We start from the raw sequence: 22,278 nt of genomic DNA on the forward strand, positions 1-22,278 counted from the left end.
ATGATTCAGATGCAAAGCAACCTGGATGTGGCTGATAACAGCGGCGCTAAAAAGGTCATGTGCATCAAGGTGCTCGGTGGTTCGCATCGCCGGTATGCAAACATCGGCGACATCATCAAGGTTAGCGTTAAGGATGCTATTCCTCGCGGACGCGTTAAGAAAGGCGAGGTTTACAATGCCGTGGTTGTGCGGACAAGAAAAGGCGTTCGTCGGACAGATGGATCGGTTGTCCGGTTCGACGGCAATGCGGCAGTGTTGCTTAACAATCAGCATCAACCCATCGGCACGCGCATTTTCGGGCCGGTTACGCGAGAACTGCGGTCCGAAAAGTTCATGAAGATCATTTCGCTCGCACCTGAAGTACTTTAACGAGGATCCTTGCGTCATGCGAAAGATTAAGAAAGGCGATCAAGTTGTAGTGCTCACCGGGAAAGACAAAGGGAAGCGGGGTGCGGTCTTGTCGGTGTCCTCGGACGATCGGGTCGTCGTCGAAGGTATCAACCTGGTTCGGAAACACCAAAGACCGATTCCGATGAGGGGAATAAATGGCGGAATAGTTGAAAAGGCTATGCCGATTCACCGGTCTAATGTGGCACTGTATAACCCGGGAACAAACAAACCCGATAAAGTGGGCTTTAAGCTTTTGGCCGACGGTAGAAAGGTTCGTTATTTCAAGTCCACGAACGAAGTTATTGACGTTTGATTTTGCGGATAACAGAAATGGCTAGGCTTCAATCTATTTACAAAGAACAGGTAGTTCCGCAGCTGATCAAGCGATTTAACTACCAATCGGTAATGCAAGTTCCGCGACTGGAAAAGATCACCCTTAATATGGGAGTAGGCGAAGCCGTAGCCGACAAGAAGATACTCCAGAACGCGATGGAAGACCTGCAAAAGATCTCCGGCCAAAAACCCATCGTAACGATCGCCAGAAAGTCAATCGCCGGGTTCAAGATCAGAGAGGGCATGCCCATAGGCTGCAAAGTAACGCTGCGGCGTGATAGGATGTATGAATTTTTGGATCGGCTTGTCAATATAGCGATACCGCGGATTCGAGATTTCCGCGGATTGAGCCCAAGGTCATTCGACGGTCGTGGCAACTATAGCATGGGTGTCCGGGAGCAGATCATCTTCCCCGAGATTGATTACGACAAAATCGACGCTATACGCGGTATCGACATAACCATTACGACTTCGGCTGGCAGCGATGACGAAGCCCGTGCGCTGTTGGAGCAGTTTAAGTTTCCGTTTAGAACATAGGAACGGCAATGGCAAAAAAATCTATGATCGCACGAGAAAAGAAGCGTCAAGCGTTGGTTAGCAAGCACTACAAAAAGCGGGCTGAGCTGAAAACCATCGTTCAGAGTGTGTCGTCGACGGATGAAGAGAAATACCAAGCGCAACTAAAGCTTCAACAGCTCCCCAGAGACGCGTCGCCGTCGCGCCTCCACAACCGGTGCAGTTTGACCGGTAGGCCGCACGGGTTCTATCGGAAGTTCGGTCTCGGACGGAATAAGCTGCGTGAGTCGGTTATGCGCGGCGATGTGCCGGGCGTGACGAAGGCAAGCTGGTAAGAGTGGATCGTCGACCCAATCACCGTCTGAGCCCAACCGTTTTGTTTACGGAGAATTTGAAATGAGTATGACCGATCCGTTGGCTGATATGATCATCCGTATAAGAAACGGGCAAGCCGCCGGAAAAAACGAAGTCGTTATGCCGTCGTCGAACGTTAAAATCGCAGTATGCCGCGTATTGAAGGACGAAGGCTACATCACGGATTATCAGGTAAGCCAGGATGCCGGGAAGGCCTCGCTTTGTGTGCAGCTCAAGTATTACAAAGGGCAGCCCGTTATCGAGCAGTTCGAACGCGTCAGTAAGCCCGGCCGTCGCATTTACCGATCGAAAGACAAGCTTCCCCTGATTCTGGGCGGGCTAGGTACGGCGATCGTGTCCACCTCGAAAGGCGTTATGACAGACAAGGATGCACGAGAGGGTGGGCATGGTGGCGAGGTCCTCTGTCTGGTGTCGTAATCGAGCATAGAGACTTATCAATGTCCAGAATAGCAAAAAATCCGGTCGCTCTTCCGAAAGGAGTGGAGGCTAGCATTTCCGGTGACGTAATCACCGTAAAGGGTGCTAAAGGTGCGCTGACTCGCAGTTTGAGTCCCAAAGTTCGAGTTGAAATCGCAGACGGTCATATATCGATTTTAGCCGATAAAGCCGATAGACAAGCTAATGCGCTTGCTGGTAGCACGCGTGCAAACATTGCGAATATGGTAACGGGCGTGAGCGTTGGCTTCGCTCGTAAATTGACGATGGTTGGCGTTGGCTATAGGGCTCAAGCGAAAGGAGACGTATTGAGTCTCTCGCTGGGATTTTCCCACCCTCTTGAGCTTACCGCTCCGGAGGGTATTACGATCGAAACGCCCTCCCAGACCGAGATTGTGGTCAAGGGGTGCGACAAACAGCGGGTGGGTCAGGTTGCTGCCGACATCAGAGCATATCGACCACCGGAGCCTTATAAGGGAAAAGGTGTTCGATACGCGGAAGAGGAAGTCGTCAGAAAAGAAGCGAAAAAGAAGTAGGTGATTGATGGATAAGAAATCGGCGAGATTGAAGCGGGCGACGAAAGCCAGAGCGATCATCAAGTCATTAGGCGTGAATCGGCTTACCGTCCATCGGACGCCGCGTCATATCTATGCACAGGTAACGAGCGCCGATGGGGCGCTGGTCCTCGCGTCGGCATCTACGTTGCAGCCGGATATCAAGGCCAGCTTGGCGTCGACCGGAAACGTTGAGGCGGCCAAAGCGATTGGCAGGCTAATAGCGGAACGGGCGCTGTCGGCGGGAGTATCAAATGTGGCCTTCGATCGATCAGGATTCAAATATCACGGTCGTGTCAAAGCATTGGCTGACGCCGCGCGTGAAGCCGGGCTTGGGTTTTAGGGGGAGTTATGGCGAGCCTAAACGTTCAGAGCAGTTCGGCCGAAGGGTTTCAGGAAAAGTTGGTCGCGGTCAGGCGCGTCGCCAAAGTTGTAAAGGGCGGCCGTCAGTTCGGGTTCACCGCGTTAACTGTTGTTGGTGACGGGAATGGTCGGATCGGGTATGGCTTGTGCAAAGCGCGCGAAGTTCCTGTCGCGATCCAGAAGTCAATGGAGCAAGCCCGGAGAAATATGCGTAAGGTGAGCCTCAACGGTGACACCTTGCATTACGCAATCACTGCTAGCACTGGGGCTGCCAAGGTATTTATGCAGCCGGCATCTCAAGGTACCGGGATCATCGCGGGAGGTGCGATGCGCGCGGTATTCGAGGTTGTTGGCATACATAATGTGCTTGCCAAGTGTATTGGAACAAATAACCCCATTAACGTCGTTCGCGCAACGATTAAAGGACTGACGGAGATCAGAGACCCTCGTTCCATCGCAGCCAAGCGCGGGAAATTGGCAGATAATCGTTCGGGGAAAGATAAATGAGCGAGAAGCAACTCAAAGTTACGCAGATAAAGAGCGAGATCGGGCGTCTTAAGTCTCACCAGGCGTGTCTTCGCGGGCTTGGCATCAGACGTATGCACCGACCGGTATACGTTAGCGCAACACCGGCTAACTGCGGGATGATCAACAAGGTTGCGTACATGCTCAAGATTGAGGATGCTTAAATGTTCCTAAATTCGATTAGGCCGTCGGAAGGCAGCAGAAAAAAGAGAACCCGCGTCGGGCGCGGCATTGGCTCTACATTGGGTAAGACCAGCGGAAAAGGACATAAAGGCCAAAAAGCCCGAGCCGGAGGCTTTCATAAGGTAGGATTCGAAGGCGGACAGATGCCGCTTCAACGGAGACTGCCGAAAGTCGGATTTAAATCGAGAGTAAAAGCGTTCGTCGCTGAGGTTCGGTTAAACGAACTTAATCGGCTGGCTGGCGAGAAAGTCGATATCCAAGCGTTAAAGGCGGCAAATTTGGTTCCGGCGCAGGCTCGCTCTGTCAAGGTTATTGACTCGGGAGAGTTGACGTCCTCGGTGACCCTTGTCGGCATTAAAGTTACGAAGGGCGCGCGTTCAAAAATCGAAGCGGCTGGCGGCACAATCGAGGCATAAGTGAGCATCGCGAACTCCACCCTAAGCGAAAGGTTTGGTAGGCTCACAGAGCTTCGCCAACGGCTTCTCTTCGTAATCGGCGCTCTCGTCGTTTACCGAATTGGGGCACACGTTCCCATCCCTGGAGTTGATCCAAAGGCTTTGGCTGCGATGTTCGCGCAGCAAGGCGGGTCGATACTGGACATGGTGAACATGTTTTCAGGGGGCGCGCTGAAGCGCCTGAGTATATTTGCTCTTGGGATCATGCCGTATATCTCGGCTTCAATCATTATGCAATTGATGGCAGGCGTAATCCCGAAGCTGGAGCAGATAAAAAAAGAGGGTGAGTCAGGGCGGAAAAAAATCAACCAGTACACGAGGTACGGCACCGTTTTTCTCGCAACGTTCCAGGCCATCGGAGTCGGGCTTGCGCTACAAAACCAATCCGCCTCAGGTGTCCCTGTCGTTATTAGCCCGGGAATTCACTTCCTGTTTATCACGGCTGTGTCGCTGGTCTGCGGAACCGTGTTTTTGATGTGGCTTGGCGAGCAGGTTACGGAACGAGGGATTGGAAATGGGATATCTATCATAATTTTTGCCGGTATTGTGGCTGGGCTTCCGTCGGCAGTTGGCGGCACCCTCGAATTAGCGCGAACCGGTGAATTGAGCATGATGAGTATCGTCGCTCTGTTTGGTATTGCGCTAGCAGTAACGGCGCTCGTCGTGTTTGTTGAGCGGGGGCAGCGGCGGATTACCATTAATTATGCGAAACGGCAGGAAGGACGGCGGATGTATGCTGCTCACAAGAGTTTTCTGCCCTTGAAGTTGAATATGTCGGGTGTGATACCGCCGATATTTGCGTCTAGTATCATCCTATTTCCTGCAACGTTGGCGGGTTGGTTCGGAAACACTAAGAACCTTGGTTGGCTGCAGGATATCGCCACAACTTTATCACCCGGGCAACCGCTATACGTGTTGTGCTACGCCGGCGCGATCGTCTTTTTTTGCTTTTTCTATGCCGCGTTGGTGTTCAACTCGAATGAAACGGCGGAGAACCTGAAGAAATCGGGCGCGTTTATTCCGGGTGTCAGGCCTGGCCAGCAAACCGCAGCCTATATTGATGCCGTGATGACGCGTTTGACATTGGCGGGCGCCATTTACATTACCGCTGTATGCTTGCTGCCCGAATTTTTAATCGTTTATTGGAACGTGCCGTTCTATTTCGGCGGAACCTCTCTGCTGATCATAGTGGTGGTGGTAATGGATTTTATGTCACAAATCCAAACCTACATCATTTCGCACCAGTATGAAGGTTTACTAAAGAAGTCCAATATCAAGCTCAGTTAACCTGGTTTTAGAATCACGGTTTACAATCATCAGGGGAATTTTAATGAAGGTTCGTGCGTCAGTTAAGAAGATCTGCCGAAACTGCAAGATTTTGAAGAGAAAAGGGATTGTTCGCATAATATGTAAGGATGCGCGTCATAAGCAGCGCCAAGGCTAATCATTGAATAGCGTATTCTTAAATGACGTGGTATGATGCGAGATTCAGCCTAAGTCTAGAGAGTTGATGTGGAGGCAGGATAAATGGCACGAATTGCGGGAGTTAATATCCCGGATCACAAGCACCTAGTTATTTCGCTTACGGCGATTTATGGTATCGGCAGATCTAGGGCATCACTGATTTGTGAGAATGTTGGTCTGAGCCCCTCGGTTAAGGTCAGGGAACTCGGGGACAGTGATATCGAGCGCATCCGCGAGGAAGTTGCGAAGTTTGTTGTGGAAGGGGATCTTCGGCGCGAGAGCGCGATGAATATCAAGCGCCTAATGGACTTGGGTTGTTATCGTGGAATGCGGCATCGGCGAGGTCTCCCTGTTCGCGGGCAACGGACCCGTACTAACGCACGAACCAGAAAAGGTCCGCGACGGCCGATTCGCAAATAAATCTAAAGAGTGGTTTCGAGGTAAGACATCGACATGGCTGCATCTAGTCGTCCCGCAAAACGGATTAAACGAGATATTTCTGACGGAGTTGTTCACATCAGCGCGTCATTCAATAACACCATAATAACGATTACAGATCGTAAGGGTAATGCGCTCGCATGGGCAACTGCTGGGGCCTCGGGGTTTCGCGGGTCTCGGAAAAGCACGCCGTTTGCTGCTCAGGTCGCCGCAGAAAAGGTGGGAAGCATAGTAAAGGATTATGGCGTGAAGAATCTGGATGTGCGAATAAAGGGACCTGGGCCAGGCAGAGAGTCGGCGGTAAGGACGCTCAATAATATGGGATTTAAGATCACGAATATTATTGATGACACACCGATACCGCACAATGGGTGCCGTCCTCCAAAGAAACGGCGGGTATAAGCAGAGGGGCGAAAAATGGCTAGATATCTAGGGCCGAAGTGCAAGCTCAGTAGAAGAGAAGGCACGGATCTGTTTCTTAAATCGCGCGGCAAGTCGCTCGAAGGAAAGTGCAAGCTCGATCAACAGCCGGGGCAGCACGGCCAGAAGCGCGCCCGTATGTCGGACTACGCAACTCAGCTCCGCGAGAAGCAGAAGCTGCGGAGAATTTACGGCGTATTGGAGCGCCAATTCCGGAATTATTATAAGGCCGCGTCGAGCAGAAAGGGATCAACCGGCGAAAACTTGCTGAACCTGCTCGAGTCTCGTTTAGATAACGTGGTCTATCGCATGGGTTTTGCTTCCACCAGGGCCGAAGCGCGCCAGCTTGTTAGCCACAAAGCGATTACGGTTAATGGCAAGGTCTTGAATGTGCCGTCCTACCAAGTCGCGCCAGGAGATGTTGTCTCAGTACGGGAAAAGGCAAAGAATCAGCTAAGAGTTAAAGATGCACTGCAAGTTTTGGAACAGTATGGATTTCCTGCTTGGGTGGATGTCGACGCAAAGCAAATGCGGGGCGTGTTTAAGTCAGTGCCTGAACGTAGTGATCTGGGCGCTGAAATAAACGAGCAACTGGTTGTCGAGTTGTACTCCAAATAATTGTTGTTCCTAATCGATGCAAAACTACTTGGCGAATCTAATTAAACCGCGGTTGGTTGACGTCAATCCCATAGATCGAAACAGTGCGAGGATTGTAATCGAGCCTCTGGAAAGGGGGTTTGGTCATACCCTGGGCAATGCGCTGAGGCGAGTTCTGCTCTCCTCGATACCCGGCTGTGCAGTTACGGAAGTAACAATAGAAGGGGTATTGCATGAGTACTCTACGATAGATGGCGTTCAAGAAGACGTTATTGACATTCTTTTGAACCTTAAGAACCTCGCGATTCGTATACCGACCGGACAAGAGGTTACGCTTAAGATAAACAAGTCGGGTCCTGGCAAAGTTACCGCAAGCGACATAGAGCTTACCCACGATGCGGAAATTCTTAACCCGGAGTTGGAGATCGCGAATCTGACGCACTCCGGGAAGTTAAGCATGACGCTCAAAGTTGAAAAGGGTCGAGGATATCAGCCGGTGGGCGCGCGGAATTCCGGGCAGGCGGAAACCGCAGTTGGCGTGCTTAATATCGACGCTTCTTTTAGCCCGATTCGGCGCGTCTCGTATTTGGTAGAGAACGCTCGTGTCGAGCAGCGTACGGATCTAGATAAGCTTATTCTGGAGCTGGAAACTAATGGGACGGTTGATCCAGAAGAAGCGGTTCGACAAGCTGCATCGATTTTGAACGAACACCTATCGGTATTCGTTGCCCTCAAAAGTGAGGAGACGCCGAGAATCAGCGAAGAAAGGCCGCAGTTCGATCCGTTGCTGCTTCGGTCGGTTGATGATCTCGAACTGACTGTTCGCTCCGCTAATTGCTTGAAGGCGGAAAACATATTCTACATCGGCGATCTGATTCAAAGGACCGAAGTGGATTTGCTCAAAACCCCAAACCTTGGAAAGAAGTCGCTGACTGAAATTAAGGATGTTTTGGCGACGAAGGGTTTGTCACTTGGCATGCGACTTGAAAATTGGCCTCCCGAGGGTCTTAAACGTGACCAACAAGACTCTTAAATTTGTGTGGGTGTAACAAATGCGGCATCGTAATTCGGGTAGAAAACTAAATATTACCGGCAGTCACCGAAACGCCTTGTTTCGAAACCTAACTGCCTCCTTGATCCAACATGAGATCATTCAAACGACTTTGCCGAAAGCGAAAGAGATCAGGCGGTTTGCTGAGCCTTTGATCACCTTGTCGAAGAAGAATAGCGTAGCCGCACGACGCCTTGCGTTTGCGCGTATCAGAGACCGTGACGCAGTTGTAAAACTGTTCGACGAGTTAGGACCCCGATTTAAGGATCGGCCGGGTGGCTATTTAAGGATTTTGAAATGCGGTTTCCGCAGGGGCGATGCCACACCCATGGCATACGTAGAACTTGTTGATCGGTCAAACGCATAAGAGCCGGACGCCGGCTAAGGTGCAAGATTGGCCTGAATGGCCAATGTCGTTGGCCCGCTTATGCGGGCCAATTGCTCTGCAGCAAAGTAAAGTTTTCCGCATTGCCTAGCCTACTCATATAACGTAGGAAGCGGCTGAGAAAATATCGGTCGCTCATTTATACTACCGTCACCGAGCGGAATTTTCGGCATCTAACGGTGCTCTTGCGCGGGAACTCCGTCATGCAATATAAGCCCCTTATCATGGGGATTCTGAACGTAACTCCAGATAGCTTTTCGGATGGTGGCCGGTATTGTGTGCCAGCGGACGCGTTATTGCATGCGCAACGTATGGTATTAGAGGGTGCGGATATCATCGATATCGGTGGGGAGTCTACGCGGCCCGGCTCAGAGCCGGTTAGCGAAGAGGAGCAACTTAGCCGCGTCATTCCGGTCGTTCGTACTTTGCGCAGCCATTTGCCGTACAATGTGATGTTAAGCGTCGATACGACAAGAAGTCGCGTCGCAGAGGAAGCGATATCTGCTGGCGTAAACATGGTGAATGATATCTCGGCCGGTAGGGATGACCCAAGGATGTTCTCGGTAGCAGCAAAGGTTGGTGTGCCGTTGGTACTTATGCATATGCAGGGCGAGCCAAAAGGTATGCAAGATAACCCCGTGTATACGGATGTAGTCGAAGAAGTATTGGTGTTCTTAATGGAACGGGCAGAAGCTGCAATGAAAGAAGGGGTTGCGGCCGAGAACATTGTCATCGATCCTGGCATCGGGTTTGGAAAGCGGAAAGACGACAATCTGCGGTTGATTAAAGAGCTAAGTCGCTTCGTGGCGACGGGTTATAAGGTTTTATTAGGGACAAGCAGGAAGCGCTTTATGGGGGCGATCTGCGGCGAGAGTCATCCGCCGGAACTGGTGGGGGCGACGATAGCAACTACTGTTCTTGGAGTATCGGCTGGAGTGGCTTTGTTTCGCGTGCACGATGTTAAGCCCAACCGTCAGGCTGCGGATGTGACCGCGGCGGTTTTGCGGATGTGAATTGGCGGCACGATGGCGAACTGTCAGTTAGTCCCGGCGATTCGGCTAAGTTATTAAATGCAAACCGCTAAATCAGTAGGTGACGCAGTTGAGCTCAGGCTGCTTGTATGGGTATCGACTGACCCGTCCGGACGATTTGGTTGTGTTCTCCAAGATAGATCAGTGTGGGTTTATAGCCGATGAGTTCGCTCTGATTTAACCCTACGTAGGCGCATATAATCATGATGTCTCCAGGAGCAGCAAGACGAGCGGCAGCGCCATTGACAGAAATTACGCCCGATCCCTCTTGTGCGCGAATGGCGTAGGTAGTGAACCTTTGCCCGTTGTTAACATTATAAACGTGGATTTGTTCATATTCTCTGATTCCCGAGCGTTCGAGTAGCAAACCATCAATGGCACAAGAGCCCTCATACTCGAGTTCGGAGTGTGTCACTCGAGCTCTGTGTAGCTTTGCTTTGAGCATCATCGTTTGCATACGGTAAACCTGTGAGTAGGCTCGTTCGAGTCGGGGATTATCCAGAAAAAGCTAGACAGTAGCAACCCGGCGTAGAATTAGTCGGCTTGGCGGAACCATTGATTATAGGTGATTAAGGCAGAACGTCGCAAGGAAAGTGCCAGCGATCTTGTCTCTTGGCCGGAGGGGCTGTTATGGATGATTTACCTTAGGCACTGAGGTGTCAGCGGTCGCCAAGGTCGGAGTGAAACGGGATGTCGGATGGAAGTAGTGCTAGTTTTATACGGTAGGCCTAACTTATTTGATTTTGTGCGGTCTTATTTTCGTGGTTTTAATTTGCAGTGGCCAGCTCGCTCTATGTGCCCGTAAATTCTTTAACAGTAGAATATGGCGATTACCAATGACCAAGAAACGGATGCAGAGAATCGTACTGGATCTTGGCCGGGAAAATGCCTGGTTATTTTTAACGAAGCGAATTCGGTAATATCTCTCGAGTTAACGTCACTAAAAGCATGTAGGAGTAAATTGATGGGTATCGGTATATGGGAGCTACTGCTCCTTTTCTTGATCGTACTGTTGCTGTTCGGCACCAAACGACTACGTAACATTGGCGGCGATCTGGGATCGGCAATAAAGAGTTTTCGTAGTGCGATGAGCGAGGGGGACGAAGAGAAATCCGGGAGGACGATCGACGGAGAGGCGGTCCACGAGAACAAAGACAAGACGACCTAACAACGATTCAAAAAAGCATGTTCGATATTGGCTTTTGGGAATTGGTCTTGGTAGGTGTCGTATCGCTTCTGGTGTTCGGTCCGGAGCGTCTACCCAAGGTGGCAAGAGAGGTCGCACTGTGGGTTCGAAGGGCTCGTGCAATGGCCGCTTCGGTGAGGCAAGAAATTGACCATGAGCTTCAGTTGCAAGAGTTGCGTCAATCTTTATTAGAAGAAAAGAAAAAGGTGGAGTTATTATCGACTCCGGTGCGACCTGGCAAAAAGAAAGATCGCGTGTCGATATCTGATCCGAACGAAACGGACGAAAAAGAGCCTGCTTCTAAGCACCGCGATGGTGAACTATAAAAAGTATAGTCGGGGACAGATGCAAGACACCGAGCAACCTTTTATTTCTCACCTAGTAGAACTACGGGATAGACTGCTGCGGTGCATACTCGTGGTTTTGTTTGTTTTTATGAGCATGGCCTATTTTGCCAACGAGATCTACGCTTATTTGGCAGGGCCGCTCATGAAGCATTTGCCGCCCGGTTCGCAAATGATCGCGATCGATGTCGCCTCGCCATTCCTGACACCGTTCAAGCTTACGCTGGTGGCGGCGGTTTTCCTGTCGATACCGTATATTCTTTACCAAGTTTGGGCCTTTGTCGCGCCGGGCTTATATGAGCATGAGCGCCGTCTGGTGCTGCCGCTTCTGTTTGCAAGTACAGTGCTGTTTTATGGGGGTATGGCGTTTGCCTATTATCTGGTCTTCCCTCTGATTTTCGGGTTCCTGACCGCAACGGCGCCGGCGGGAGTAGCGGTAATGACCGATATTACGCATTACCTGGATTTCGTACTAACTTTGTTCTTCGCTTTCGGGGTCTCGTTTGAGGTTCCAATTGCGACCATCGTGCTAATTTGGAGCGGCATTTCTACCCGAGAGAGCCTGTCCGAAAAACGGCCTTACATTATTGTGGCCGCTTTTGTCATCGGAATGGTGCTTTCACCTCCCGACGTGGTTTCGCAAAGTCTTTTGGCAGTGCCCATCTGGCTGCTGTTCGAGTTGGGGCTTGTATTTTCGCGATTGTTTCGGCCTAGACGCATAGAGCAGATTCCAAACCTCCAAGACGAGTAAGGTCAGACCATAGCCGTCAATCCGCTGTTGCTGACACCGATATGATTTTTCTATTTACCGATTTCGGTTCAGAGGGGCCGTATCTTGGGCAAATGGAAGCGGTGCTGCGATTGCGGGCGCCGGGAGTCGACATTGTAAATCTCGTTAGCAACGCACCCATGGGCGAGCCCCGGTGGAGTTCATATCTACTCGCAGCCCTGTGCAAACAACTTCCGACCGGTAGCGTATTTCTTGCCGTGGTCGATCCCGGCGTCGGCGGTGAACGGTTGCCGGTTGTTCTACAAGCGGATGGGCAATGGTTTGTGGGGCCGGATAACGGTCTCCTCAATACTGTGGCAGCGCAATCGGCCGAAGCGGAATGGCGGGTGATCGATTGGCGTCCAAGGATGCTCTCGTCGAGTTTCCACGGCCGCGATCTTTTCGCTCCTATCGCTGCACGCATTGCCACCCATGACTTCAGCTGGGCGAGCCACAACCATCAGAAACCGGATCTGATCGAATGGCCGTCCGATCTCGCCGAGATCATCTATTTCGATCACTACGGCAATGCCATTACTGGAATGCGGCACAGGACTGAATACTGCGGAATGACGCTCTGTGCAAATGGCCAGTCGTTACGGCAGGCTAACACATTTTGTTCGGTTCCCGCCACCCAAGCCTTCTGGTATCAAAACTCAATCGGACTGATTGAAATCGCAGTCAACTGTGGACGCGCCGATCGAGACTTAGAGCTGTCCCTCGGTACGGCCATTTCGTTCAAGGCTTAAGATTGTTGGTCGCTGGAGCGTTTAACGTCCATGTTCCTCGAGAAAAGAGAGCAAGCGTTGGCGGTTTTTCTCTTGACCAAAGGTGGCGATGTGAAATCCTTCGGTGACCCAGAGCGACTTGGGTTCGCCGGCCGCTTCGAACAGCGCGATGCTGTGACGGGCCGGCACTATGTCATCGGTTTCGCTGCAGATGATGAGCAGCGGCAATGGTGATATCTCGGCGATATTTTTGATCGGGCTATAGTCGTCCAGCATCAGTCGGGAGAGCGGATATTGTAGCGGCCACGTGATCGGGAATTGGGCCAGTTTGTCACGGGTGATTTCGCGATAGCTGGCAAACGGCGCATCCAAAACGATCGCAGTTAAGCGTTGGCGCGTTTCCGGACTCGCGCCCGCGAAGTAGGCGCCCAAGTTTGCACCCAGGCTTTGGCCTAAAAGGAAAAGGTTTCTGTTCACTACGCGAGGCTCGCTCAAAAGCCATTGAAAGCCTGTAGCCACATCGGTCAACACTTCCGGCAGACCTGGCGAGCCGTCGGATAGTCCATAGCCGCGATAGTCGAGGAGAAACACCTGATATCCTTTTTCCGGCAGCCAGGCGACGCTATAGATGTGAGTGCTGATGTTCTGGGCATTGCCGTGGAGGAAAAATACCGTTCCGCGCGGGGCGCCGCGAGCAAACAAGAACCAGCCGTGCAATTTAATCCCGTCTGGGGTGACCAGGTTCACATCTTCGTATTTCAGGCCTAAGGCATCGGGTGTGAGCCGCATCGCCCGGTCCGGATAAAAAAGCAGGCTGGCGCATCCGGAAAGGCTAAGGGCGAACGGAATAATCAAAAGATTTCGGAAAAAGCATCGGGACACGGTAATGCTCCATCAGCGCCGGATGCAAATACGCGGCAATATTTGTTCGACTCTCAAAAATACCGCCGCACCGACAAAAGAAATTCACTCGCATAAGTACGCTCTCCCCGGTCTCGGCCGAGACGCAGGTTCAGCGCATAGTCCTTGCCTAGATTCACCGTATGGTCCAAGCGCAATCCGCCCGTGCAATACTCGTCTTCCACGATATAGCAGTCAATTCGAAAGTCCAGCAGTCCCTGCCCGCCCAGGCCGCGATACAGCCAGCCGATGCGGGGGCCAAGCCCGATATCGACGTTCGGTCGAACCGACTCGCTTACTTCAAGCGTGCCGTTCACTAGGCCGAAGATCATTCCGTCGCCGATGCTGTAGCTCAAACCGACGCCTCCGTCCAGATAGCCGACCAACGGTCGGCCGGTTTCAAGCAATTTTCGCCGGGCGCCGAGGCCGACGGACCAGGACAAGGGCTGGATAAACTCTGTGCGCGGGGTTAATGATGCGATATTGATGACATCCACGGCTTCGACGCGGAATCTCTCGTCTTCGTAATACCGGACACTGGCATCGAGAAATTTGATCTGGGCTCCCAGCCGGTAGCCGGCTAAAGGATCGGTCAGATCGTGATAGGCGGAGCGCAATCGGAATGAGCCGAACGCCGTATGATCGAAAAAACCGAAGCCGAGGTCGGCGCGCCAAGGCTTGTGCCCTTCATCATCCCGAGTGGCCGGACGCTCCGGCGGTTTTAGCGGTGAAACGTCATCGATCCGGCTGCGGGCCAGCAGGAGTTTATAACTCAGACCGGCAACACGCTCCCTCGGCAATTTGTCGGCCAACGACCGGTAGCGCAAAGACTCGTATGCCGTCTCCAGTGTAGCCGCTTGTTCGGCGGCAGACATCGGTCTAAGAGCAGCGCTGTCCAGCGCGATTTTTCCATCTGCCAACTGTCTGGCCACGCGGCGTTGGTCAGACGTGAGCTGGCGGGTATGCTCGTTCAACACCGTTGCCGCGGATGGACGGTAATCCACATGCTCGACCAATCCCGCATCAACGATGGCGCGCACGGTATCCGAGGGAATGGAGCGGTAGGGAAATTTCTCCCGAAGCGCAAGAGCCGGACGCACGACATCCAGCAAGCTCAAAATACGATAAGAGCAGTTTTCTCCGATAAAGTAATAGTCGAACCGAATCGGCCGAATTTCCCAGACGTGACGGATCAGTTGCGCGGTTTCGGCGGGCGACAGGTTAAGGGAATATTCCCAAATATCGCGGTTTTCGAAGTCGCTGTATTCCTTAACTTTTTCATAAAACGGCTGTACCGAAATCACGCCCGGATAGCCACCGAACAGACCTCGGTACGCGTAGAACAATTCGTTGTCCGCCACATTCACGTCCGCCGCATAATTGATCGTATGGGCCAGCAGACGTGCATTTTCATCCTGATTTTCGCGGTCCAGGCGCAAAAAAGTATGCCCGAACATGGATGACGGGCTGTTCAGGTAGGATGCGGGAAAGATCAGGCTTACCGAATGGGCCTTCAGGGTCTCGGTCCATTCGGAAAACGCTTTGCAGTCGTGATCCGAAGATAGCGAACCGCCGAAATCGAGCCGGCTTTTTAGCCAATGATAACGAGCGGGAAATCGGCACCGAGGGTGCTCGTCTCCGTCTCCTGGCGCAAAATAGGCTAGAAGGGTGGCGGATAATTCCGCGTCGGGATCGTGTTGACCCGTTTCGGCAAGAAAAAAGGCCGGGTCGTCCGCATCGCTGGCCCAGTCTCCGAAGGGAGTGCGCCGGTAATGGCCCAGGGCCAGCCAGGTAGGGTCGTCGTGCAGACGCATCGCTCGCGCCTGTCGAAGCAGTATCGAGGGATTTTCCGACCCAAAGGCGCGGAAAGCTGCCGTCTGAAATGTCAGAGCAACAACGAGGCATAAGAGCGACTTCACGGCGGATGAAAGAAGAGGCGCTTCATATTTCGGGGAGCGCCTCGCAAGCTAGGGATCAGCCGACGTACTTCGCCAATGCGGAGTCGGACTTCATCACGACGATCAAGGCGTCCATTACCTCGTCGCTGGTAACGGATTCTCGCGGATAAATCACGGCGAAATGTTTCTTGACCAGCGCGAAAAAGGCCAGGCGATCTTCTTTTGCGATGCCCATAACTTCGGAAAGCCCGGCAAGTGTTTCGCCGTTTCCGCGAGACATGTCCTCGGCCAGCTTGGTCATGTTGGCCCCGATGTACATGCGGCCGCCCCTGTAGCGAATGGTTTGGTTGGCGTCGCAACCGTTGGTGCCGGAGGATATACCGAAAGTGTTGTTGCCGAAGCTGCCATTGGTGGTAATCGCGAGTGAATGGGCGCCGACGCCGCTGTTGCCGTCGAACAGCAACGCTCCCCAGCCGCAACCACTCGCGCCATCTCCCCTGGGACCGGCTCCTTGGGTATGGCTGGTCGCGTGGGCTAGGATAGGACTGATTAACAACAAACCACCCATCACTGTCATCATCTTTTTCATTGGAATTCTCCTTGAGGTTGTTGAACTTAGATCGACACGGGGCGCGAAATGAAGCGCCATTCCCTTAATACCAGATTGTGCCGAAGCTTGTAAATTTATCTGCTGGTTTAAGTCGAGTTTGGAGCGGATTTCAATGTTTCAGTCCGGCAAATTGGCGCGACGTTTTGCAGGCAGGTCGTATTGCAGGAATTCTTCTGGCAAAAACTAGAGATGGAACGCCGGCTCCAAAAGAGTTACGGTTTGTATACAGGAGAATACAGTTGCTTCATTTAAATACCTTAGCGCTTTGCGTATAGTTTTTGCGCAACATTCATCCTAAAAATAGTGAATAACACCCGTGGCAAACAGGCCATTAACGAAATATCAAGACAAGATCATCTCCCACGGCGCCAGCCTCCTCAGGCCGCACTATCCATTGATCGACCGTTTTAGCGATGCCCGAATTATCGCTATTGATAACGGCCGTTCCATAACTTTGGGCGAATTTTTCCGGGAAGTAATCAATCTGGCGGCAAATCTCCCCGATCGTCCTTACATGGTCAATCTCTGCGAGAACCGATACCGGTTTCTCGCGGCTTTCGCCGCAGCCGTGTTCAAAGGGCAGATCAACCTGCTGCCGCCGAGCCGGGCACCTAGGGTCTTGCAGCAAGTGACGGAACAATATCCGCAGCTCTATTGTCTAGTTGACGGTCCGGAGTCTCCGGAAGGACTTGATACGATCGTCCGTTACGATTGCAGCCCACGACAGACGCCACGCCAGGACGCTTACATCCCGGAAATTCCGGGAGATCAAGTAGTTGCAATCGCGTTTACGTCCGGTAGCACAGGCCAGCCGAAAGCTCACGTCAAAACGTGGCTGAGCTTTTGCGAGAGTGCGAAACTGATCGGGGCTGGCCTAGGTTTGAGGCCGGAGCAGTCGGCTAGTGTCATCGCCACGGTACCGCCGCAGCACATGTACGGTCTCGAGACCAGTATTCTTCTGCCGCTTTGCCTTGGCGGAATGGCGCTGCACTCCGGTAAGCCTTTTTTTTCGGCCGATATCCGCGCCGCTTTGGAATTGTGCCCGGAGCCGCGAATCCTCGTAACGACGCCGGTGCACATACGGGCACTGATCGAGGCCGGGGAAGATCTTCCGGAGATCGAGCTCATCGTCTCCGCTACGGCACCGCTTTCTCGCGACTGGGCAGCCAAGGCGGAAGGTCTGTTTCGAACCCGCGTGCTGGAGATTTACGGCTGTACGGAAGCGGGATCGATTGCCTCCCGCCGCACGAGTCGAGACGACATGTGGCATGCGTTCGACGGCGTGCGTTTTCAGGCGAAAGGTGGCGAATCATGGGTCGATGCCCACCATCTTCCCGGACCTGTCGTGTTGAACGATTTGATCGAATGTTGTGGCGCTCGGCAGTTCAAACTGTTGGGACGCAACGCGGATCTGGTCAACATCGCCGGAAAGCGCACCTCGCTCGATGCTCTGAATCATGTGCTGAACGAGATAGACGGGGTCCGGGACGGGGTCTTTTTTTTGCCGGATGGCCCTGAAGGGACCGTCCGCCTGATCGCGTTCGCCGTAGCTCCCGGCAAGACTAAGGAACAGCTGCTTGCAGAATTGCAGGCGCGTCTCGATCCGGTTTTCCTGCCTCGCCCTTTGTATTTGCTGGACAAATTGCCTCGTTCGGAGACCGGCAAGTTGCCCCGGCAAACTTTGGCCGAGATGGCGGAGCAATTGTCGACGATTTGACCGTGGCGTTCTGCTTCGGTACTCGACGAGGAGTCGAAACGCTCTCCTGGGATAAAAAAAGCCCCGCAGTGTGAGCAGGGCTTCGCATTTTCGAGGACAACCAACCCGTTTATTTAACCTTGATCAGTTCTCGCCCTTCGCTGTCGAAATGGCAGATGCCTGCGACGAAATATTTACAGTCCGGCGATTGCTCGACCTTGGCACCGTCATTGGACAGCAAAATCCTCAGCGCGCAATAGTGAGCTTCGCCTTCTGCCTGTTTTTTCAGCACGATCTCGTTTTCGCTGACTGCCTTGGCTTCGCCTGAAATTTCCGCGGAACATGATCTCCGGCCTTCCTCGGTCGAACCGGTGGGCTCGAAATCCACGTCCATGGTCACCTTGATGTCGTCTCCGAATTTGCGGATTTTAAGATGCTGGACATGATCGCCCTCACGACGGATGTAATGGTCCGTGGAGGCGAAAACATTTGCCGAAAACAACAGGGCGAAAGTCAAAAACAGGCTCTTCTTCATGGTATTACCTCGTAGTTGGGATGGAACTCTCCCGAATGGATTTGCGCGTCTCGGAATTCGATCAATCGCGTAGCAGTTCGTTGATACCGACTTTGCTGCGGGTTTTTTCGTCCACCTGCTTGATGATGACTGCGCAATAAAGACTATGGCTTCCATCCTTCGCGGGCAGGTTTCCGGATACCACCACCGAGCCGGCCGGTACGCGTCCGTAAGTGATCTCGCCGGTCATTCGGTTGTAGATCTTGGTACTCTGGCCGATGTAGACACCCATGGAGATGACCGAACCTTCTTCGACGATCACCCCTTCGACGATCTCCGAGCGCGCACCGATGAAGCAGTTGTCCTCGATGATGGTGGGCGCAGCCTGCAAGGGTTCCAGCACGCCGCCGATACCGACGCCGCCGGACAGGTGCACGTTCTTGCCGATCTGGGCGCAGGAGCCCACCGTCGCCCAGGTGTCGACCATCGTGCCGGAATCGACGTAAGCGCCGATATTGACGAACGACGGCATCAGCACGACACCGGGGCCGATGTAGGCGCCGTGCCGGACGGTCGCCGGCGGCACCACGCGGGCGCTCATGGCGGCAAAGTGTTCCGGCCTGAAGCCGCCGAATTTCGGTTCGACCTTGTCGAAATATTTCGTCTCGCCGCCTTCCATGATGCGGTTGTCGGAGATCCGGAAAGACAGCAGCACGGCTTTCTTGAGCCATTGATTGACGACCCAATCCCCGTTTTTCTTTTCGGCGACACGGGCGCGTCCGCTGTCCAGCAACGTCAAGGCTTCCTGAACGGCTTCACGGATCACCGCGCTGGTCGAGGTCGGAGTGAGCTGGGCTCGGTCTTCAAAGGCTTCGTTGATGATGTTTTCTAAGGACATGGCTTTACTTTTCGATTTACATGGATTGAATGAACTCTCGAATGCGGTGGGCCGCCTCCACGCATTCCTCCAGAGGGGCGACCAAGGCTATCCTGACATGATTTTGGCCGGGATTGATCCCATGCGCTTCGCGGGACAGAAAACTGCCGGGCAGCACGGTCAGATTTTGCCGCGCATAAAGATCCTGCGCGAATTGGCAATCATCGCGGTGGACATCGGGCCAGAGATAGAAGCCGCCTGGCGGTATCGACAGATCCAGATGGTCCTTCAGAACGTCGTGGACTGCGGAGAACTTCCGCCGATACGCCGCTCGGCTTTCCGTGACATGCTTTTCATCTTGCCAGGCTTTGATGCTCGCGTGCTGAACCGGCAGCGAGAGCGCGCAGCCGTGATAGGTGCGATACCTCTGGTACTGCTTGAGGATATCGGCATCCCCGGCAACGAAACCGGACCGCAGTCCCGGCGCGTTGGAACGCTTGGAGAGGCTATGAAACACGACGCAGCGCTTGAATTCCGTATTGCCCATGTCATGGGCAGACTGCAGCAAGCTTGGAGGCGGAACCGATTCGTCAAGATAAATCTCGGAATAACACTCATCCGAAGCGATGATGAAATCATGGCGCTCGGACAGATTGATGAGCGCTCTATGTGTCTCGGCGCTAATGACGGAGCCTGAGGGATTGCCGGGCGAGCAGATGTAAATCAGCTGGCAACGTTCCCAAATCTTGTCCGGCACCGATTCGAAGTCCGGCAGATAGCCTGTTTCTCGTGTCGTATTGAGAAAATAGGGTTCCGCACCGCCCAGCAGGGCTGCGCCCTCGTAGATCTGATAGAACGGGTTGGGCATCAATACCAGCGGTTGCTCGGCGGCATCGATGACATACTGAGCGAACGAGAACAACGCCTCGCGGGTCCCGTTGCAGGGCAGTACGTGGCGTTCCGGGTCCACGCTCGCCGGAGGCAGGGAAAACCGGCGCGACAGCCAGTCCGCGATGGTTCGGCGCAGTTCCAAGAGCCCCTTGGTGGCCGGGTAATTGGCCAGCCCGTGGAGGTGCGCGATCAGGCTTTCGGCAATGAAGTGAGGCGTCGGATGCTTGGGCTCGCCTATCGACAGGGCAATATGAGGCTTGTCGCCCGGGGGAGTAATTCCTTGCTTGAGTTCGGACAGCTTTTCGAACGGGTAGGGCTGTAGTTTTTGCAGATGAGGATTCATGCCGGACGGTTCGGTTCCATAGTTCAGCGCCTTACCGCTTAAAAAGCGGGGCCATAGTATAAGGGCATACGAGGGCGGTTCCAACTTGCGCGATCAAACCGCGCAAATTGTGGACGGACGGCCCGGCGTCCCGCAACTGGACGCCGGGCTGCGGCTAACCGATGCCGTTTAGCCGCGCCCGAATGAACGGCACGACTTCCTCCAGCGGAATTTGAATCGCTTCGGCATCCCGTCTCCCCTTGTATTCGGCCTGATTCGATTCGAGCAGACGCTCGCTGACGACCACCCGATGCGGAATGCCGATCAGTTCCAAGTCGGCGAACATGACGCCGGGACGAGCCTTTCGGTCGTCGAACAAGACTTCGATCCCTTCGTTCCGAAGAGAGCGGTACAGATGCTCGGCGATCTCCTGCAGCCGTTCCGATGTGTGCATGTTGATCGGCACGAGAGCGACCTGGAACGGTGCGAGCGCTTCGGGCCAGACGATTCCCCGTTCGTCGTGGTTCTGCTCGATGGCGGCGGCGACCACGCGTGACACGCCTATGCCGTAGCAGCCCATGATCAGCGCCTGGTTTTTTCCTTCTTCGTTGAGCACCGTGGCCTGCATCGCTTCGCTGTATTTGGTGCCGAGCTGGAAGACATGCCCGACTTCGATGCCGCGTGCGATGCGGAGATTTCCTTTGCCGTCCGGGCTAGGATCGCCTTCCGTCACCTTGCGGAGGTCGTGGACATGTCGGGGCGCCGGTTGGTCTCGGTCCCAGTTGACGCCGATCAGATGGAACCCCTTCTCGTTGGCGCCGCAGACGAAATCGCTCATGGCCGGAACGGGGCGATCGGCGATGACGTTTATGGCTCCTTTCGCGCCGGGCATTTGGACCGGGCCGATGTAGCCCGCCCGAGAGCCCATGTGCTGCTCGATTTCATCGTCGGTGGCAAAGCGGAAACTGCCGAGGATCTTTCCGGCCTTCACTTCGTTGAGCTCATGATCGCCCCGCAGCAGTAACAGGCAAAACTCTTCCCACTCCCTATCGAGGTCGCGCTTGCCGATCATCACGGCGATGGCCTTGACGATTTTTTCAGCAGGGACGTTCAGGAATTCCGCTACCTCGGCAATACTGGTCTTGCCAGGGGTAGCGATCTTCTCCATGGGACGGCTCGCAGGCGCACGTGCCTCCGCGGGAGCGACGGCCTCGGCCATCTCGACATTGGCGGCATAATCGCTCCGGTCGGAAAAGGCGATGGCATCCTCGCCGGAATCGGCCAGCACGTGAAATTCATGGGACATGCTCCCGCCGATAGCGCCGGTATCGGCCAGCACCGCACGGAATCGCAGTCCCAGCCGTTCGAAGATACGGGAGTAAGTCTCGTACATCCGGTCGTAGGTTTCCTGCAAGGAGTCCTTGTCGAGATGGAAAGAGTAGGCATCCTTCATCAGGAATTCGCGAGCCCGCATGACGCCGAACCGCGGGCGGATCTCGTCCCGGAATTTCGTTTGAATCTGGTAAAAGTTGACCGGCAACTGCTTGTAGCTTTTGATTTCGCTGCGGACCAGATCGGTGATGATTTCCTCGTGAGTGGGACCTAGGCAGAAATCGCGCTCGTGGCGATCCTTGAATCGGCAGAGTTCCGGGCCGAACACATCCCAGCGCCCCGATTCCTGCCAGAGCTCCGCGGGTTGCACCGCCGGCATGAGCACTTCCAAAGCGCCGCTGCGATCCATTTCCTCGCGGACTATGTTTTCCACCTTGCGGAGTACGCGCAGCCCCAAAGGGAGCCACGTATAAAGGCCGGCGGCGAGCTTGCGGATCAGACCGGCGCGCAGCATCAGCTTATGGCTGACGATTTCGGCATCGGCCGGGGTTTCTTTGATGGTGTTGAGCGGAAATTGGCTGGTGCGCATGATGGATGGAATACGTCCAAATGAGAAATGATTCTATTGTATCGTCAGCCAGCACGGGCCGTCAGCGAAGATTGAATCGTGCAGGTCGATTTTTTGAGCGCGAGAAC

31 protein-coding genes are annotated in these 22,278 nt (G+C 53.7%); 23 read left to right on the forward strand and 8 right to left on the reverse strand.

What is annotated here, in order from left to right:
• From rplN to folP, 18 genes are all read left to right on the forward strand, one after another.
• Nucleotides 1–369, forward strand: a complete 369-nt coding sequence (gene rplN / locus ACWJJK_RS03750; protein WP_077731306.1) for a 50S ribosomal protein L14 — start codon at nucleotides 1–3, stop codon at nucleotides 367–369.
• Between the two features lie 16 nt (nucleotides 370–385).
• The gene (gene rplX, locus ACWJJK_RS03755) at nucleotides 386–703 is read left to right on the forward strand and encodes a 50S ribosomal protein L24 (RefSeq protein ID WP_077731305.1); all 318 of its coding nucleotides are present in this window, start codon (nucleotides 386–388) and stop codon (nucleotides 701–703) included.
• 17 nt (nucleotides 704–720) lie between these two features.
• Complete coding sequence (gene rplE, locus ACWJJK_RS03760) at nucleotides 721–1,260, forward strand: 50S ribosomal protein L5 (protein WP_077731304.1); 540 nt, start codon at nucleotides 721–723, stop codon at nucleotides 1,258–1,260.
• Between the two features lie 8 nt (nucleotides 1,261–1,268).
• The gene (gene rpsN, locus ACWJJK_RS03765; protein ID WP_077731303.1) at nucleotides 1,269–1,574 is read left to right on the forward strand and encodes a 30S ribosomal protein S14; all 306 of its coding nucleotides are present in this window, start codon (nucleotides 1,269–1,271) and stop codon (nucleotides 1,572–1,574) included.
• A 67-nt stretch (nucleotides 1,575–1,641) separates the two neighbouring features.
• Complete coding sequence (rpsH, locus tag ACWJJK_RS03770; RefSeq protein WP_454128659.1) at nucleotides 1,642–2,031, forward strand: 30S ribosomal protein S8; 390 nt, start codon at nucleotides 1,642–1,644, stop codon at nucleotides 2,029–2,031.
• A gap of 20 nt (nucleotides 2,032–2,051) precedes the next feature.
• The gene (gene rplF / locus ACWJJK_RS03775; protein WP_077731301.1) at nucleotides 2,052–2,585 is read left to right on the forward strand and encodes a 50S ribosomal protein L6; all 534 of its coding nucleotides are present in this window, start codon (nucleotides 2,052–2,054) and stop codon (nucleotides 2,583–2,585) included.
• Between the two features lie 7 nt (nucleotides 2,586–2,592).
• Nucleotides 2,593–2,946, forward strand: a complete 354-nt coding sequence (rplR, locus tag ACWJJK_RS03780) for a 50S ribosomal protein L18 (protein ID WP_077731300.1) — start codon at nucleotides 2,593–2,595, stop codon at nucleotides 2,944–2,946.
• Between the two features lie 8 nt (nucleotides 2,947–2,954).
• The gene (rpsE, locus tag ACWJJK_RS03785; RefSeq protein WP_086135210.1) at nucleotides 2,955–3,473 is read left to right on the forward strand and encodes a 30S ribosomal protein S5; all 519 of its coding nucleotides are present in this window, start codon (nucleotides 2,955–2,957) and stop codon (nucleotides 3,471–3,473) included.
• Entirely contained in the window at nucleotides 3,470–3,655 is a 186-nt protein-coding gene (gene rpmD / locus ACWJJK_RS03790; RefSeq protein WP_077731298.1) for a 50S ribosomal protein L30, read from the forward strand. The genes rpsE and rpmD overlap by 4 nt, the downstream gene beginning before the upstream one ends.
• A complete protein-coding gene (gene rplO / locus ACWJJK_RS03795; RefSeq protein ID WP_077731297.1) occupies nucleotides 3,656–4,090 on the forward strand; it encodes a 50S ribosomal protein L15 in 435 nt (144 codons plus the stop codon). It abuts the gene before it with no gap.
• Nucleotides 4,091–5,416 (forward strand): preprotein translocase subunit SecY, encoded by a 1,326-nt coding sequence (gene secY / locus ACWJJK_RS03800; RefSeq protein ID WP_077731296.1) that lies wholly within the window; start codon nucleotides 4,091–4,093, stop codon nucleotides 5,414–5,416.
• 43 nt (nucleotides 5,417–5,459) lie between these two features.
• Nucleotides 5,460–5,573 carry a 50S ribosomal protein L36 gene (rpmJ, locus tag ACWJJK_RS03805; RefSeq protein WP_077731295.1) on the forward strand — a complete coding sequence of 38 codons (114 nt, stop codon included), beginning with the start codon at nucleotides 5,460–5,462 and terminating at the stop codon, nucleotides 5,571–5,573.
• 83 nt (nucleotides 5,574–5,656) lie between these two features.
• Nucleotides 5,657–6,013, forward strand: a complete 357-nt coding sequence (rpsM, locus tag ACWJJK_RS03810) for a 30S ribosomal protein S13 (RefSeq protein WP_077731294.1) — start codon at nucleotides 5,657–5,659, stop codon at nucleotides 6,011–6,013.
• A gap of 33 nt (nucleotides 6,014–6,046) precedes the next feature.
• Entirely contained in the window at nucleotides 6,047–6,433 is a 387-nt protein-coding gene (gene rpsK, locus ACWJJK_RS03815) for a 30S ribosomal protein S11 (RefSeq protein WP_077731293.1), read from the forward strand.
• 15 nt (nucleotides 6,434–6,448) lie between these two features.
• Complete coding sequence (rpsD, locus tag ACWJJK_RS03820) at nucleotides 6,449–7,069, forward strand: 30S ribosomal protein S4 (RefSeq protein WP_077731292.1); 621 nt, start codon at nucleotides 6,449–6,451, stop codon at nucleotides 7,067–7,069.
• Between the two features lie 16 nt (nucleotides 7,070–7,085).
• Nucleotides 7,086–8,081 carry a DNA-directed RNA polymerase subunit alpha gene (locus tag ACWJJK_RS03825; protein ID WP_077731291.1) on the forward strand — a complete coding sequence of 332 codons (996 nt, stop codon included), beginning with the start codon at nucleotides 7,086–7,088 and terminating at the stop codon, nucleotides 8,079–8,081.
• 19 nt (nucleotides 8,082–8,100) lie between these two features.
• A complete protein-coding gene (gene rplQ, locus ACWJJK_RS03830) occupies nucleotides 8,101–8,466 on the forward strand; it encodes a 50S ribosomal protein L17 (RefSeq protein ID WP_077731290.1) in 366 nt (121 codons plus the stop codon).
• Between the two features lie 221 nt (nucleotides 8,467–8,687).
• Nucleotides 8,688–9,497 carry a dihydropteroate synthase gene (gene folP / locus ACWJJK_RS03835; RefSeq protein ID WP_156880772.1) on the forward strand — a complete coding sequence of 270 codons (810 nt, stop codon included), beginning with the start codon at nucleotides 8,688–8,690 and terminating at the stop codon, nucleotides 9,495–9,497.
• A gap of 94 nt (nucleotides 9,498–9,591) precedes the next feature.
• Here folP and panD read toward each other — a convergent pair whose 3' ends face one another.
• Nucleotides 9,592–9,972, reverse strand: a complete 381-nt coding sequence (panD, locus tag ACWJJK_RS03840) for an aspartate 1-decarboxylase (protein ID WP_156880771.1) — start codon at nucleotides 9,970–9,972, stop codon at nucleotides 9,592–9,594.
• Nucleotides 9,973–10,479: 507 nt separating this feature from the next.
• Here panD and tatA point away from each other — a divergent pair.
• Genes tatA through ACWJJK_RS03860 form a run of 4 tightly spaced genes read left to right on the forward strand, consistent with a single transcriptional unit; the run spans nucleotide 10,480 to nucleotide 12,563 of the window.
• Nucleotides 10,480–10,683 (forward strand): twin-arginine translocase TatA/TatE family subunit, encoded by a 204-nt coding sequence (gene tatA, locus ACWJJK_RS03845; RefSeq protein ID WP_077731287.1) that lies wholly within the window; start codon nucleotides 10,480–10,482, stop codon nucleotides 10,681–10,683.
• 17 nt (nucleotides 10,684–10,700) lie between these two features.
• A complete protein-coding gene (gene tatB / locus ACWJJK_RS03850; RefSeq protein WP_077731286.1) occupies nucleotides 10,701–11,027 on the forward strand; it encodes a Sec-independent protein translocase protein TatB in 327 nt (108 codons plus the stop codon).
• A gap of 19 nt (nucleotides 11,028–11,046) precedes the next feature.
• Nucleotides 11,047–11,796: a twin-arginine translocase subunit TatC gene (gene tatC / locus ACWJJK_RS03855; protein WP_077731320.1), complete on the forward strand. Its 750-nt coding sequence runs from the start codon at nucleotides 11,047–11,049 to the stop codon at nucleotides 11,794–11,796.
• Between the two features lie 41 nt (nucleotides 11,797–11,837).
• Nucleotides 11,838–12,563, forward strand: a complete 726-nt coding sequence (locus ACWJJK_RS03860) for an SAM-dependent chlorinase/fluorinase (RefSeq protein WP_156880770.1) — start codon at nucleotides 11,838–11,840, stop codon at nucleotides 12,561–12,563.
• Between the two features lie 21 nt (nucleotides 12,564–12,584).
• Here ACWJJK_RS03860 and ACWJJK_RS03865 read toward each other — a convergent pair whose 3' ends face one another.
• The 3 genes from ACWJJK_RS03865 to ACWJJK_RS03875 all read right to left on the reverse strand — a co-directional run bounded on the left by ACWJJK_RS03865 (nucleotide 12,585) and on the right by ACWJJK_RS03875 (nucleotide 15,929).
• Nucleotides 12,585–13,424, reverse strand: a complete 840-nt coding sequence (locus ACWJJK_RS03865; RefSeq protein ID WP_454128660.1) for an alpha/beta hydrolase — start codon at nucleotides 13,422–13,424, stop codon at nucleotides 12,585–12,587.
• 53 nt (nucleotides 13,425–13,477) lie between these two features.
• Complete coding sequence (locus ACWJJK_RS03870; RefSeq protein WP_086135213.1) at nucleotides 13,478–15,256, reverse strand: Lnb N-terminal periplasmic domain-containing protein; 1,779 nt, start codon at nucleotides 15,254–15,256, stop codon at nucleotides 13,478–13,480.
• Between the two features lie 160 nt (nucleotides 15,257–15,416).
• Nucleotides 15,417–15,929: a DUF3015 domain-containing protein gene (locus ACWJJK_RS03875; RefSeq protein WP_168183888.1), complete on the reverse strand. Its 513-nt coding sequence runs from the start codon at nucleotides 15,927–15,929 to the stop codon at nucleotides 15,417–15,419.
• Between the two features lie 337 nt (nucleotides 15,930–16,266).
• Between ACWJJK_RS03875 and ACWJJK_RS03880 the strand changes: the two genes are divergently transcribed.
• Nucleotides 16,267–17,667: an AMP-binding protein gene (locus ACWJJK_RS03880; RefSeq protein ID WP_454128661.1), complete on the forward strand. Its 1,401-nt coding sequence runs from the start codon at nucleotides 16,267–16,269 to the stop codon at nucleotides 17,665–17,667.
• A 109-nt stretch (nucleotides 17,668–17,776) separates the two neighbouring features.
• On the opposite strand, the gene ACWJJK_RS03885 is transcribed toward ACWJJK_RS03880, so the two are convergent.
• The 4 genes from ACWJJK_RS03885 to ACWJJK_RS03900 form a co-directional block, all read right to left on the reverse strand.
• Complete coding sequence (locus ACWJJK_RS03885) at nucleotides 17,777–18,181, reverse strand: hypothetical protein (protein WP_077731281.1); 405 nt, start codon at nucleotides 18,179–18,181, stop codon at nucleotides 17,777–17,779.
• Nucleotides 18,182–18,242: 61 nt separating this feature from the next.
• Nucleotides 18,243–19,058 carry a 2,3,4,5-tetrahydropyridine-2,6-dicarboxylate N-succinyltransferase gene (gene dapD / locus ACWJJK_RS03890; RefSeq protein ID WP_086135216.1) on the reverse strand — a complete coding sequence of 272 codons (816 nt, stop codon included), beginning with the start codon at nucleotides 19,056–19,058 and terminating at the stop codon, nucleotides 18,243–18,245.
• A 16-nt stretch (nucleotides 19,059–19,074) separates the two neighbouring features.
• Nucleotides 19,075–20,271 carry a succinyldiaminopimelate transaminase gene (dapC, locus tag ACWJJK_RS03895; RefSeq protein ID WP_077731279.1) on the reverse strand — a complete coding sequence of 399 codons (1,197 nt, stop codon included), beginning with the start codon at nucleotides 20,269–20,271 and terminating at the stop codon, nucleotides 19,075–19,077.
• Nucleotides 20,272–20,425: 154 nt separating this feature from the next.
• The gene (locus ACWJJK_RS03900; RefSeq protein WP_156880769.1) at nucleotides 20,426–22,171 is read right to left on the reverse strand and encodes a proline--tRNA ligase; all 1,746 of its coding nucleotides are present in this window, start codon (nucleotides 22,169–22,171) and stop codon (nucleotides 20,426–20,428) included.
• Nucleotides 22,172–22,278: the final 107 nt, after the last annotated feature.

The organism is Methylocaldum gracile, from assembly GCF_053646815.1.

What these genes read in the sequence shown, in the direction of transcription:
- rplN (WP_077731306.1), top strand. Translation starts at nt 1, where the DNA reads ATGATTCAGATGCAAAGCAACCTGGATGTGGCTGATAACAGCGGCGCT.
- rplX (WP_077731305.1), top strand. Translation starts at nt 386, where the DNA reads ATGCGAAAGATTAAGAAAGGCGATCAAGTTGTAGTGCTCACCGGGAAA.
- rplE (WP_077731304.1), top strand. Translation starts at nt 721, where the DNA reads ATGGCTAGGCTTCAATCTATTTACAAAGAACAGGTAGTTCCGCAGCTG.
- rpsN (WP_077731303.1), top strand. Translation starts at nt 1,269, where the DNA reads ATGGCAAAAAAATCTATGATCGCACGAGAAAAGAAGCGTCAAGCGTTG.
- rpsH (WP_454128659.1), top strand. Translation starts at nt 1,642, where the DNA reads ATGACCGATCCGTTGGCTGATATGATCATCCGTATAAGAAACGGGCAA.
- rplF (WP_077731301.1), top strand. Translation starts at nt 2,052, where the DNA reads ATGTCCAGAATAGCAAAAAATCCGGTCGCTCTTCCGAAAGGAGTGGAG.
- rplR (WP_077731300.1), top strand. Translation starts at nt 2,593, where the DNA reads ATGGATAAGAAATCGGCGAGATTGAAGCGGGCGACGAAAGCCAGAGCG.
- rpsE (WP_086135210.1), top strand. Translation starts at nt 2,955, where the DNA reads ATGGCGAGCCTAAACGTTCAGAGCAGTTCGGCCGAAGGGTTTCAGGAA.
- rpmD (WP_077731298.1), top strand. Translation starts at nt 3,470, where the DNA reads ATGAGCGAGAAGCAACTCAAAGTTACGCAGATAAAGAGCGAGATCGGG.
- rplO (WP_077731297.1), top strand. Translation starts at nt 3,656, where the DNA reads ATGTTCCTAAATTCGATTAGGCCGTCGGAAGGCAGCAGAAAAAAGAGA.
- rpmJ (WP_077731295.1), top strand. Translation starts at nt 5,460, where the DNA reads ATGAAGGTTCGTGCGTCAGTTAAGAAGATCTGCCGAAACTGCAAGATT.
- rpsM (WP_077731294.1), top strand. Translation starts at nt 5,657, where the DNA reads ATGGCACGAATTGCGGGAGTTAATATCCCGGATCACAAGCACCTAGTT.
- rpsK (WP_077731293.1), top strand. Translation starts at nt 6,047, where the DNA reads ATGGCTGCATCTAGTCGTCCCGCAAAACGGATTAAACGAGATATTTCT.
- rpsD (WP_077731292.1), top strand. Translation starts at nt 6,449, where the DNA reads ATGGCTAGATATCTAGGGCCGAAGTGCAAGCTCAGTAGAAGAGAAGGC.
- ACWJJK_RS03825 (WP_077731291.1), top strand. Translation starts at nt 7,086, where the DNA reads ATGCAAAACTACTTGGCGAATCTAATTAAACCGCGGTTGGTTGACGTC.
- rplQ (WP_077731290.1), top strand. Translation starts at nt 8,101, where the DNA reads ATGCGGCATCGTAATTCGGGTAGAAAACTAAATATTACCGGCAGTCAC.
- folP (WP_156880772.1), top strand. Translation starts at nt 8,688, where the DNA reads ATGCAATATAAGCCCCTTATCATGGGGATTCTGAACGTAACTCCAGAT.
- panD (WP_156880771.1), bottom strand. Translation starts at nt 9,972, where the DNA reads ATGCAAACGATGATGCTCAAAGCAAAGCTACACAGAGCTCGAGTGACA.
- tatA (WP_077731287.1), top strand. Translation starts at nt 10,480, where the DNA reads ATGGGTATCGGTATATGGGAGCTACTGCTCCTTTTCTTGATCGTACTG.
- tatB (WP_077731286.1), top strand. Translation starts at nt 10,701, where the DNA reads ATGTTCGATATTGGCTTTTGGGAATTGGTCTTGGTAGGTGTCGTATCG.
- tatC (WP_077731320.1), top strand. Translation starts at nt 11,047, where the DNA reads ATGCAAGACACCGAGCAACCTTTTATTTCTCACCTAGTAGAACTACGG.
- ACWJJK_RS03860 (WP_156880770.1), top strand. Translation starts at nt 11,838, where the DNA reads ATGATTTTTCTATTTACCGATTTCGGTTCAGAGGGGCCGTATCTTGGG.
- ACWJJK_RS03870 (WP_086135213.1), bottom strand. Translation starts at nt 15,256, where the DNA reads ATGCGTCTGCACGACGACCCTACCTGGCTGGCCCTGGGCCATTACCGG.
- ACWJJK_RS03875 (WP_168183888.1), bottom strand. Translation starts at nt 15,929, where the DNA reads ATGAAAAAGATGATGACAGTGATGGGTGGTTTGTTGTTAATCAGTCCT.
- ACWJJK_RS03885 (WP_077731281.1), bottom strand. Translation starts at nt 18,181, where the DNA reads ATGAAGAAGAGCCTGTTTTTGACTTTCGCCCTGTTGTTTTCGGCAAAT.
- dapD (WP_086135216.1), bottom strand. Translation starts at nt 19,058, where the DNA reads ATGTCCTTAGAAAACATCATCAACGAAGCCTTTGAAGACCGAGCCCAG.
- dapC (WP_077731279.1), bottom strand. Translation starts at nt 20,271, where the DNA reads ATGAATCCTCATCTGCAAAAACTACAGCCCTACCCGTTCGAAAAGCTG.
- ACWJJK_RS03900 (WP_156880769.1), bottom strand. Translation starts at nt 22,171, where the DNA reads ATGCGCACCAGCCAATTTCCGCTCAACACCATCAAAGAAACCCCGGCC.